Source organism: Thiohalocapsa halophila (assembly GCF_016583825.1).
Classification (GTDB): domain Bacteria; phylum Pseudomonadota; class Gammaproteobacteria; order Chromatiales; family Chromatiaceae; genus Thiohalocapsa; species Thiohalocapsa halophila.
The window spans coordinates 1-11,215 of sequence record NZ_NRRV01000105.1 but is presented as its reverse complement, the minus strand read 5'-3'; the positions used below and the strand labels follow the sequence as shown (position 1 = coordinate 11,215).

Annotated in this window: 11 protein-coding genes and 1 pseudogene; 9 read left to right on the top strand and 3 right to left on the bottom strand. The window is 68.0% G+C overall.

Features of this window, described 5'->3' with window-relative positions:
• Window positions 1–625: 625 nt before the first annotated feature.
• The 8 genes and pseudogenes from CKO31_RS24030 (at window position 626) to CKO31_RS24000 (ending at window position 7,016) form a co-directional block, all read left to right on the top strand.
• On the top strand, window positions 626–2,752 hold the full coding sequence (locus CKO31_RS24030; protein WP_200242745.1) for a PhoX family protein: 2,127 nt from the start codon (window positions 626–628) through the stop codon (window positions 2,750–2,752).
• Window positions 2,752–3,888 (top strand): glycerate kinase, encoded by a 1,137-nt coding sequence (locus tag CKO31_RS24025; RefSeq protein WP_200242743.1) that lies wholly within the window; start codon window positions 2,752–2,754, stop codon window positions 3,886–3,888. Before CKO31_RS24030 ends, CKO31_RS24025 begins: the two co-directional genes overlap by 1 nt.
• Window positions 3,889–4,077: 189 nt before the next feature.
• Window positions 4,078–4,302, top strand: a complete 225-nt coding sequence (locus CKO31_RS24020; RefSeq protein WP_200242741.1) for an addiction module protein — start codon at window positions 4,078–4,080, stop codon at window positions 4,300–4,302.
• Entirely contained in the window at window positions 4,299–4,580 is a 282-nt protein-coding gene (locus CKO31_RS24015; protein ID WP_200242740.1) for a type II toxin-antitoxin system RelE/ParE family toxin, read from the top strand. The genes CKO31_RS24020 and CKO31_RS24015 overlap by 4 nt, the downstream gene beginning before the upstream one ends.
• A 321-nt stretch (window positions 4,581–4,901) precedes the next feature.
• Window positions 4,902–5,204 (top strand): annotated as a pseudogene (locus tag CKO31_RS27765) (glycerate kinase); the annotation flags it as partial.
• Between the two features lie 46 nt (window positions 5,205–5,250).
• Window positions 5,251–5,649, top strand: a complete 399-nt coding sequence (locus CKO31_RS27760; RefSeq protein ID WP_369075145.1) for a hypothetical protein — start codon at window positions 5,251–5,253, stop codon at window positions 5,647–5,649.
• A 41-nt stretch (window positions 5,650–5,690) separates the two neighbouring features.
• Window positions 5,691–6,617: a ParA family protein gene (locus CKO31_RS24005; protein ID WP_200242738.1), complete on the top strand. Its 927-nt coding sequence runs from the start codon at window positions 5,691–5,693 to the stop codon at window positions 6,615–6,617.
• A gap of 3 nt (window positions 6,618–6,620) precedes the next feature.
• Window positions 6,621–7,016: a hypothetical protein gene (locus CKO31_RS24000; protein WP_200242736.1), complete on the top strand. Its 396-nt coding sequence runs from the start codon at window positions 6,621–6,623 to the stop codon at window positions 7,014–7,016.
• A 126-nt stretch (window positions 7,017–7,142) separates the two neighbouring features.
• On the opposite strand, the gene CKO31_RS23995 is transcribed toward CKO31_RS24000, so the two are convergent.
• Entirely contained in the window at window positions 7,143–8,174 is a 1,032-nt protein-coding gene (locus tag CKO31_RS23995) for a patatin-like phospholipase family protein (protein ID WP_200242734.1), read from the bottom strand.
• Window positions 8,175–8,325: 151 nt separating this feature from the next.
• Here CKO31_RS23995 and CKO31_RS23990 point away from each other — a divergent pair, with 151 nt between their 5' ends.
• Complete coding sequence (locus CKO31_RS23990; protein ID WP_200242722.1) at window positions 8,326–9,093, top strand: class I SAM-dependent methyltransferase; 768 nt, start codon at window positions 8,326–8,328, stop codon at window positions 9,091–9,093.
• A 66-nt stretch (window positions 9,094–9,159) separates the two neighbouring features.
• Here CKO31_RS23990 and queE read toward each other — a convergent pair whose 3' ends face one another.
• Window positions 9,160–9,843, bottom strand: coding sequence for a 7-carboxy-7-deazaguanine synthase (gene queE / locus CKO31_RS23985; protein ID WP_200242720.1), 684 nt, complete (start codon window positions 9,841–9,843; stop codon window positions 9,160–9,162).
• Window positions 9,844–9,984: 141 nt separating this feature from the next.
• Window positions 9,985–11,115 carry a 6-carboxytetrahydropterin synthase gene (locus tag CKO31_RS23980; RefSeq protein ID WP_200242717.1) on the bottom strand — a complete coding sequence of 377 codons (1,131 nt, stop codon included), beginning with the start codon at window positions 11,113–11,115 and terminating at the stop codon, window positions 9,985–9,987.
• Between the last annotated feature and the right edge of the window lie 100 nt (window positions 11,116–11,215).

Genomic DNA, 11,215 nt, shown 5'->3' with positions numbered 1-11,215 from the left:
CTCGGCAGGGGCAGCCCCCCAGGCATCTTTAGGACCGGCGTCTCCGCCATGTCAGCCCTTGGCCGTCCGATCACGAACATGCACTACTATGCGGGCTCTGACTCCTGCCGGCGGTCACCTCCGCCGACAGGTCTCCCCGCTTACCTCGCCTCACCGTCCTGTCGTTCCACCCCCAACCACGTGATGCCGCCCGTGGATCGCTTTACACGCCGTACACCAGCGTCCACGGTGAGTTTCAGGCTTCGCCGCCTCCCAGTGGGCTCGCCACGACACCCCGCCGAATCGGGTTCGTTATCCTGCAGACCGACAGTTCGCGTGACTGTTGCTCTCCACCCCGCCTCGCGGCGACGCAGTTACCATTGGCTACGGAGCTTCGGGCCACGAAGGCACGGACTTTCACCGTGCTGATGAGGCGCCCTCGCGGGCGCACTGGGAGCGGCCTCTGGCCGCGATGACTTCCAGCGCATCGGCAGCAGTTCGTCGCGGCAGGGATGCCGCTCCCACAGCGCCCGGCAAGCTGTCATCGTTCTGCAACCGGCGCAGCCGGCGGGTTGGTTAGACTGCGTCGTCGATGCTAACCAGCCAGCCGCCGCCGCATGGGCGCCGGCACCCGGAGGCCCTAACCGTGTCCGCCCTCGACAACGCCAAGCTCGATTCAGCCACCGACCCCGACGACATCCCCGTCAACCCGACCAGCGAGCCGTGCCTGGACGACGTGATCCAGCGCCGCTTCAGCCGCCGCGACCTGCTGCGCGGGGCGCTCGGCGCGCTGGCCGCCGGTCCGCTGGCAGGGCTCGCCGCGGGCACTGCCGCCGCCACCGCCGAGCCGCAGCAGCCCGCCTCGTCATCGCCCGACGACCCCACCCGCTTCGATTTCCCGGAGATCCCCCGCGGCGTCGACGCCACCCACCACGTGGCCCCCGGCTACAGTGCGCAAGTGCTGATCCGCTGGGGCGACCCGCTGCTGCCCGGCGCCCCGCCCTTCGACCCGCAGCGCCCGAGCGCCGCCGCCCAGCGCCGCCAGTTCGGCTACAACAACGACTTCATCGGCTACATCCCGCTGCCGCTCGGCTCCAGCAACAGCGAGCACGGGCTGCTCTGCGTCAACCACGAATACACCAATACCGGGCTCATGTTCCCCGGCCTCGCCGACGCCGAGGACCCCGCCGCCGCCCTGACCCGCGCCATGGTGGACACGGAGCTCGCGGCCCACGGCGGCTCCGTCGTCGAGATCCACAAAGTCGGCGGTCAATGGCGCCTGGTGCCGGACAGTCGCTTCAACCGGCGCATCGACGCGCTGACCACGCCCATCCGGATCGCCGGCCCCGCCGCCGGCCACCCGCGGCTTCGCACCCGCGCGGACCCGACGGGGAGCCGAGTCATCGGCACGCTGAACAACTGCGCCGGCGGCATCACCCCCTGGGGCACCTACCTGATGGCGGAAGAGAACTTCCACCTCTACTTCGCCGGCAGTCTCGATGAGCACCCGGAGCAGCGCAACTACGCGCGCTGCGGCATGCCCGCCCCGCGCTACGCCTGGGCCGAGCACCACCGCCGCTTCGACCTGAACGCCGAGCCCAACGAGGCCAACCGCTTCGGCTGGATCGTCGAGATGGACCCCTTCGACCCCGACGCGCCGCCGGTCAAGCGCACGGCGCTCGGGCGCTTCAAGCACGAGGGCGCCGAGTGCATCGTCAACGGCGACGGCCGGCTGGTGATCTACTCCGGCGACGACCAGCGCTTCGAGTACCTGTACAAGTTCGTTACCGAGGGCACCGTCACCCCGCTGCCGGAGCCGCCCGCCGATCCCACGGGCCAGACCTTCGCCGGGCGCATCGACGCCGCCGGCCAGGTGCACTTCCGCGAGCAGGATATGCATCGGCGCATCGCCGAGGCGCGCGCCGCCAACCGCGACCTGCTGGACAGCGGCACCCTCTACGTCGCCAGGCTGGATGCCGACGGCGGCGTCCAGTGGCTGCCGCTGGTGCACGGCCAGGGGCCGCTGACGGCGGAGAACGGCTTCAATGCCCAGGCCGATGTGCTCATCGAGACCCGCCGCGCCGCCACCCTGCTGGGCGCCACGCCCATGGACCGGCCCGAGGACGTCGAGCCCAATCCGGTCACCGGCAAGGTCTATGTCAGCCTCACCAACAACAAGCACCGGGGCAAGGACGGCTATGCGGACATCGACGCCGCCAACCCGCGCGCCGAGAACCTCTGGGGCCAGGTCCTGGAGCTCACCCCCACCGACGGCGACCACGCCGCGGACACCGCCCGCTGGGATCTGTTGGTGCGCGCCGGCGACCCGACGGACCCGGCCGTCGGCGCCCACTGGAACCCCGCCACCACCGAGCACGGCTGGTTCGCCTGCCCGGACAACTGCGCCGTGGACCCGGCGGGCCGGCTCTGGATCGCCACCGACCAGGGCGGCGGCTGGCCCGTGACCTCCGGCGGCGCCGACGGCGTCTATGCGCTGGAGACCGAGGGCCCAGGCCGCGGCACCGCCCGCGCCTTCTTCCGCGTGCCCGTGGGTGCGGAGATGTGCGGCCCCCGCTTCACGCCGGACGGCCGCACCCTGTTCGTCGCCGTGCAGCACCCGGCGGCGGACGGCACCGAGGCCTACCCCGGCTTCGAGCGCTCATCCACCTTCGAATACCCCGCCACGCGCTGGCCGGACTTCGCCGACGGCATCCCGCCGCGCCCGTCCGTGGTCGCCATCACCAGGGACGACGGCGGCGAGATCGGGGGCTGATGCCCAAGATCATCCTCGCCCCCAACGCCCTGAAGGGCAGCTGCACCGCGGCGGCGGCCGCGGCGGCCATGGCACATGGCGTCGCCCGCGCCCTGCCGGATGCGGAGTGCGTGCGGCTGCCGGTGGCCGACGGCGGCGACGGCCTCGCCGAGGTGCTGACCGCCGCCCTCGACGGCGAGCGCCGAATGGTGCCGGTCACCGGCCCGCGCTTCGCACCCGTGGACGCCGCCCTGGTCTGGAGCCCGAGCCGGCGCACCGCCGTGGTGGAAATGGCCCTCGCCAGCGGCCTCGCGCTGCTCGCCGAGGACGAGCGCGACGCCACCGCCACCACCACCCTCGGCACCGGCGAGCTGATGCGCGCCGCGCTGGACCTCGGGGCCGAGCACATCATCGTGGGCTTGGGCGGCAGCGCCACCAACGACGGCGGCATCGGCATGGCCCAGGCGCTGGGTTGGCGCTTCCTGGATGCTTCCGGCCAAGCGGTGGAGCCCGTGGGCGCCCGGCTCCCCGACCTCGCGCGCATCGACAGGACGGCCAAGGACCCGCGGCTTGGCAAGGTTCGCGTCGAGGCCGTCTGCGACGTGGACAACCCCCTCATCGGACCCCGCGGGGCCGCCGCGGTCTACGGCCCGCAAAAGGGCGCCGGCCCGGCGCAGGTCGCCGCCCTCGACGCCGGACTCGCCCAGCTCGCGGACCGCATCGAGCGCGACCTCGGCCTGGACGTCGCCGACCTCCCCGGCGCCGGCGCCGCCGGCGGCCTCGGCGCCGGCCTCGTCGCCTTCGCGGATGCCACGCTCCGACCCGGCGCCGAGCTGGTGCTGGACCTGCTCGAGCTGGATCACCATCTCGCGGGCGCCGACCTGGTGCTCACGGCAGAAGGCCGCATCGACGCCCAAACCGCCTACGGCAAGGCCCCCGCCGCCGTCGCCGCGCGCGCCAAGGCCCGGGGCATCCCCTGCCTCGCCATCGCCGGCGGCATCGGCGAAGACATCGGCCCACTGCACGCCATCGGCATCGATGCCGTAATCGGCCTCTGCCGCGCGCCCATGACGCTGGACGAGGCCCAGCGCAGCGCCGAAGCCCTGCTCACCGACGCCGCCGAGCAGGCCGTCCGCGCCTTCTTCGCCGGCCGCTGACCCCTGGGTACGCCGGCTTCAGCCGGCTCCTGGGTATTCCAGCCTGCCGCCGCCGTCGCGTCTCTCCATTTGACTCAAAGACGCGCACCCGCGCATAAGCGCGGTCTGAGCCACAATCTCGGCACCGGCCCCAAGCACAGTCATGTGCACGCTTCGCTATACTGAAGCCTCTGAACCGGAGGATCCACTATGCACGCCCAAGACGTGATCGACGAAGCCCACGCGTTGTCCCTGGAAGACAAGCTGCGCCTGGTCGAAGAGATTTGGGACAGCATCGCCGAGGACGGCCGGGCGCCACCGCTCAGCGACTGGCAGCAAGCCGAGCTCGACAAGCGGGAGCGTCTCTACCGGGCAGGCGCCGAGCGATTGCACGCAGTCGACGACGTCCACGCCAAGCTGCGCAGCAGGGCGTGAAAGCGACCTACACCAGCCGAGCCGTCGCCGAATTGGAGAGCGCCTGTCACTGGTACGAACGACAGCGCGAGGGCCTCGGCGACGAGTTCCTGGACGAGGTGGACGCGGCGCTGGCGCGCATCCAAGGGAGGCCCGCCCTATTCCCCGAGGTACGGCCTGGTTTCCGACGCTGCCTGACCCACCGCTTTCCGTTTTCGCTGATCTACACAGCAGAAGACGAGCACCTCGTCGTCCATGCTGTGTTCCATACCCGTCGTGACCCGGAAGCTCTGCCTTAAGGCCAATCACCGAGCGCGCGATTTTCTGGAAATCCCTCACGATGTTGCGAGCGATTCATCCCATCGTGCTGACGAGCTTGGGACCCGTCGGCTTAGGCACGTCAATCCTTGGGCTACTGAGCTGCTGTACGCCGAGGGAAGCCCTACCCCGACCACTCCCAGAGCGGGAGTAGGGTGGACAAGCGCAGCGCAGGCCGCCCGTAATTGGCCGGACTTTGCCGCCGGCATGCCGCCGCGCCCGTCCGTGGTCGCCATCACCCGCGACCACCCGCGACGACGGCGGCGAGATCGGCAGCTGAGCGCAGGCGCTCTTCTCGGCCCATGCCCAAAACTATCCTCGCTCCCTACGCCCTGAAGGGCAGCTGCACCGCCGCGCTCATGGCACGTGGCGTCGCCCGCGCCCTGCCGAATGCCGGGTGCGTGCAGGTGCCGGTGGCCGAGGGCGGAGACGGCCTCGCCGAGGTGCTGACCGCCGCCCTCGACGCCGGCCTCGCCCACGTCGCGGACCTCATCGCGCACGACCTGGGCCTGACACTCGGCGACCTGCCGGGCGCCGGCGCCGCCGGCGGCCTGGGCGTCGTCGCCTTCGGCGACGCGACGCTCGGGCCTGGCGCAGAGCTGGTGCCGGAACTGCTTTGCGCTGGAACACCATCTCGCGGGCGCCGACCTGTTGCTCACGGCGGAAGGCCGCACCGACGGCCAAACCGCCTACGGCAAGGCTCCCGCCGCCGTCGCCGCGCGCCAAGCACCGAGCCATTCCCCTGCCTCGCCATCGCCGGCGGCATCGGCGAAGACATCGGCCTCTGCCGCGCGCCCATCGCCCTGGACGAGGCCCAGCGCAACGCCGAGGCCTTGCTCGCCAACGCCGCCGAGTAAGCCGTCAGCGCGTACTTTCCAGGGCATTGAGCGGCATGCGGATGCACGACAGTCCGGAGACCCGCAACAGGCTACGTTCAGTCAACCTCGAAGTCCAGAAAGGAGGCAAACAAGGCGACCATCCACGGATTGCCTGGACAATCGCCGGTCATTTTGGTCTCATACCTTAATCCCAGGTGCGGATCCCCCTTAGCCCTGTGTCGACGTTCCCATCAATATGGGGAGGCTTGCCCAGTGAAAATTATTTCCGTCATCAACTACAAAGGCGGCGTTGGTAAGACGACGGTTACCTCGAATCTTGCTGGCGAACTTGCCTGGCGAGGATACAACGTACTGCTATTAGACATGGACGCTCAGGCCAGCCTTACATTTTCGTTCGTGTCGCCCGATTATTGGGATAATTACTTAGAGGAAGCAAAAACTATTAAGAATTGGTTCGACTGCATCAGCCAAAGCGAAAAACCCATGCACTTGGCCGATTTACTGGATACACCAGCGAAGGTCAATCAAGCACTCAAAGATCGAGGTGGGCAAATCGACATTATCGCGTCACACTTGGGCTTGATTAATGTTGACTTAGAACTCGCTACTTTGCTGGGCGGCACGAATTTAACGCAAAGCAAGAAAAACTACATTAAAGTACATGGCAAGTTGCGCGCAGCACTTCTCGAACTTGGAGTGGATAACAGCTACGACATAATTCTCGTCGATTGTCCACCAAACTTCAACATCGTCACCAAGAACGCGGTTATTGCTTCCGATCTAATCCTGGTACCAGCAAAGCCAGATTACTTATCCACCTTAGGCATTGATTATTTAACCCGAAGCGTTGACTCGCTAGTAAGGGAGTTCAATGAGTATGCAAATCTTGACAAAGACACCGCCCCGACGACGCCCGAAGTTCTCGGCGTAGTCTTCACGATGATTCAAGTCCGCTCCGGCAAACCGATAGCCGCACAACAACAGTACATTTCTCAAACCGTGCGCTTGGGAGTACCTTCGTTCACAAATCGCTTTAGAGAGAACAAAACAATCTTTGCCGACGCGCCGCAAAACGGTTTGCCGGTTGTACTACACTCGTATTCTGGAAGCACTTATACGGAGATCGTTAGCGAAATAGAGGCTTTTGTAAATGAGTTTCAACGAAAAGCAGAGGTTTGAAGCATGGATCATGCAACACTCATCCAAAGGATCTTCGCGGACCTCTCTTCGGAGTTGCAGAGCCTCACGGACGAGGACCTTAAGAAGCTGTCAGGCGGTGATTATCGCCTTTCGTTACGAATCACGCGGACACGCTCCGGACAGAAAACGTCGGACGGACTCTCGCAAGACGAGAAGGAATCACTGCTTAGAGAATTAGCCAAAGCGGAAACAAGGGAAGACGGAATGCAGGTTATAGAAGATGCACTCAACACGCGAAAAGAATTGGAGTCTGTAGCGCGCTTTCTGGACATTTCGGTGCTAAAGCAAGACAAGGTCGCGAGTATAAGAGAAAAGATTGTTGAGGCAACAATTGGTGCCCGCCTTCGATCAGAAGCCATAAAAGGGAAACGAACCTAACCATATCCCCATTCACGCTATTCGCACTACACTCTCATAAGTTCGACTCGCGCGTCAGAAGAGCGCGACTGTCTGCCGCGCCGGCCGGCTGGAAGCCGGCGCTCCCAGTCGTCGGTGCTGCCGCTGTCAGTCCTTGGCGCGGCGGCGCTCGTAGGCGCCGAGCTCCTGCTCGGCGATCCGCTCGCCGAGCTCGATCAGCTCCTGCGCACGGTGAAATTCGTGCGCCTGACAGCAGTCGCGGGGGACGTTGACGATGACGTCCGGCGTGTAGGCGGCGAGCTTCACGGCGGCGATGGCGTTCTGCATGGTCTCCAGTGAGCGACTCACCAGCTCGAAGACGTCGAGGTTGCCGTCGTCTTCTTCGCCGTTGTCCGGCTTACCCTTGAAGCCGTTGGCCACGTCGTCGAGAAAGGCCAGGATGCGCCCGCGCACGTCGTCGGGCTGCACCGGCGCCTCCTTTGATGGGGCTGGCTTCGCCTTCGCATCCGCAGCGTCATCGGCCTGCGCGCCGGGCTCCGGCAGCGCCGGCGGTGCCTGCGGCGGCCAGGGGGCGCCGTCGTCGTTGCCGTTCAGGTTCACGGCGATGGTGAGATCCGTCAGATCGCGGAAGGTGGGCGCGATGGGTACCGGGTTCAGCAGGCCGCCGTCGACGAGCTTGCGCCCCAGGTAGTTGTACGGCATGAATACCGTCGGCACTGCGATGGAGGCTCGGATGGCGTTGAACAGCGGCCCCTTGGAGATCCACACCTCGCGCTGACGCTCGATGTCCGTGGCCACGGCGGTGTAGGCGACGGGCAGATGCTCGATGTGGTGCTCGCCCACCATCTCCCGCAGGGTCTCGATGATGCGGTCGCCCTTGATGAGGCCGCTGCTGGACCAGGCCAGGTCCAGGAAGCGCAGCACGTCCGCCCGGCGCAGCGCGCAGACCCAGTCACGGTAGTCCTCGAGCCGGCCCGCGGCATGGATACCGCCCACCAGCGCGCCCATGGAGCAGCCGGCGATGGACTCGATGTGATAGCCGTTGGCCTTGAGCCATTGGATCACACCGATATGCGCGAGGCCGCGGGCGCCGCCGCTGCCGAGGACCAAAGAGACGCTGGTGCCCGAGCCGCCGTTGGCTCGGCTTTCGGATCGCCCTTGGGATCGTTGGTCGTTCATCCGGGGTCAACCTGCTGGCGGTGATTTCGATGCCATCAGCATAACGTCGACCGCGGCGCAGCACCGCTGGAGATCGCTGCTCGCGTCCGACGAAACCAATGCACCCGCGCGCGGTCAGGAGGAGTCCATAAGCCAACCGGAGCGCCCCAAGATGCAGCGCATTCTGTCCCTCGGCCCAAGCCGACGCCGGCCAGCAGCGGGCCGGCTCTTCCTGCTGACGGCATTGCTGACACTGCTCACGGCGCCGGTGCACGCCGACAGCGCGCCGTATTACGAGACCAAGCCCCCGAGCCGCGACGGCATCGGCAAGGTCTACATGGGCCGCGAGATCTCCCAGGTCATGGGCCACCGCGGCGCCCGCTGGCTGGAGCGCCCGGCCCGCGTCCGCGACGAGCTGCCGGACCAGGTGGTGGCGGCCATGGACCTGGCACCAGACGCCGAGGTGGCCGACATCGGCGCCGGCACCGGCTACTTCGCATTCCGGCTCGCGGAGCAGGTGCCGCAGGGGCAGGTGCTGGCGGTGGACATACAGCCGGAGATGCTGGCCATCATGCGCACTCGCGTGCAAGAGCGCGGCATCGACAACGTCGCACTGGTGCAGGGCACCGAGGCCGACCCGAAGCTGCCGCCCGCCAGCATCGACGCGGCGCTGATGGTGGATGCCTACCACGAGTTTGCCTACCCGCGGGAGATGATGACGGCCATGGTCACGGCGCTGCGCCCGGGCGGGCGGGTCTTCCTGGTGGAGTACCGCGGCGAGGACCCGCGCATCCCCATCAAACCGCTGCACAAGATGACCGAGGCCCAGGCCCGCCGCGAAATGGCGGCGGTGGGGCTCAGGCACGTAGAGACGCAGGACTTTCTGCCGAGCCAGCATTTCATGGTGTTCGAGAAGCCCGCGGCGGCCGCCGGGGGCTGAGCCGCCGGCCGCCGGCGCGCGAGGCCGGACCTGCGCAGAGACGCCGCGCACCCGACGCACCGCGCGTCAGGGAATGCCGATCAGCTTGTGCGTCTGCAGACTGAGGCGCCAGCGCGGATGGGCCAGGCAGTAGGCGACAGCGGCGGCGGTATGCTCGGCGGACTCCGGGCCGTCCATGGGCTGGAGATAGAAATGCCCGAAGTCCAGCTCTGCGAAGCGCTCCGGCGGCGCCTGGGCCTGCGGGTAGACCAGCTTCAGCTCGTCCCCGCTGCGCTGCACCAGGGGCGCGTCGGCCTTGGGGCTGACGCAGATCCAATCGACACCCGCGGGCACCGCGAGCGTGCCATTGGTCTCCACCGCAATCTCGAAGCCCTGCGCATGCAGCGCCTCGATGAGCAGCGGGTCGAGCTGGAGCAGAGGCTCGCCGCCGGTGCAGACCAGGTAACCGCCGGCGCCCTCGGCAGGGGCGCCGGCCGCCGGGTTGGGCGCATCAGCGCCGGCCCCCACCGACCAGACGGCTGCCGCGTGCGCCGCCAATGCCTGCGCCGTCTCGAAGCGCCCGCCACCCGGGCCGTCGGTGCCGCGGAAGTCCGTATCGCAGAAGTCGCAGACCGCCGCCGCCCGGTCCTGCTCCCGCCCGGACCAGAGGTTACAACCGGCGAAGCGCAGGAACACCGCCGCCCGCCCGCTGCGGGCGCCCTCGCCCTGGAGGGTCAGGAAGCATTCCTTGACGCTATAGGCGCTCGACATGGCAGCTCAAACTTCGCGGATTTCGTCTTGGGTGTTGGGCGGCGTGTCGCGGCCGGAGGCCGCTCCCACAGCCGGCACGGACACCGAGACGTTGCGCGATGGAGACGGTACTCCCGCGGTGCCGGCGCTTGGGGCCGAGACTCAGGCCGGCAGCGCCGGGCCCAGCTCGCCCCAGCAGAGCACGGCGCCACAGCCGGGCGTCTGTTGTAGGTCGATGCGCTCCAGCCAGGGCAGATCCGCCGCCGCCTGCTCGCGGATCCAGCGCGCCAGCCCGGCCGGGTCCGCGCCGACGGGGCCGGTCAGGGTATCCAGGCGGTGATGATCCAGGCGCTCGTAGACGGGCTTGAACAGGGCCTTGACGTCCCCGTAGTCCAGGGTCCAGCCCAGCACCTCATCCAGCGGCGCGCTCAGATGCAGCCGCAGCAGGTAGCTGTGCCCATGCAGCCGGCGGCGGCGGTCGCCGTCCGGGGCCTGCTCCAGGCGCAGCGCGGACTCGAAGCGCAGCTCCTTCCAGATGCGGTAATGGGCGCCGTCGAAATGGCAGCCCGCGGTGGCCGTCTCGTACACCGTCACCCAAGACAGCGCCGGCACGGCCGGCTTCAGCCGCGCCCAGAGCCAGCGGCAGAGCAGCTCGCTGGTGGGATTCTCCAGGCCCGGAATGTCGTTCAGGCAGGCATGATCCAGCTCGGCGTGCAGCGGCGCCCAGAGCGCGGCAATGGCGTCGAAATCCACGCCCATGTCCGCCGGCCCGGTGCCGCCGCCGGCCAAATCCTGATCCAGGTGCAGGATCACCTCGAACCCGTGGCCGTGCATGCGCCCGCAGGGATGCCCCGCGGGCACCTGCGGCAGCTGGTGCGCAGCCTCGAAGCGGAAGCGATGCCACAGATGGGCATGCCCGTCCGGCGCCAGATCCGCCCCGGTGTCCTCGGTGCTGCGAAGGCCGACAGTGGCGACGCCCGGCACGCCGGCATCACGCAGCCCGGCGTGGACGAAGCGCGCCAGGTTCTCGTCCGTCGGCACCGGCAGGCGGGCGTTCAGATCGGCATAGTCCAGGGGCGCGACGACCTCGGCCAGGGCCGCGACAAGCGCATCCGTCTCGCCGCCGGCAAAGCCATCCGGCCCCGGCGACCAGCCCACAGGCAGCGCGGCGCGCACCCGGGCGCGATAGCTGTGACCGTGCAGGCGTGCGGCACGATGGCCGGCCGGCAGCACAGGCACCCGCAGTGCGGCCTCGAAGGGCACGGCGGCGATGTGAAACAGTTGCTCGGTCATTGGGTGGGTGAGGGGCTAGGGCTGAGGGCTGAGGGCTGAGGGCTGAGGGCTGAGGGCTGAGGGCTGAGGGCTGAGGGCTGAGCGATGGTGACATCCCGTT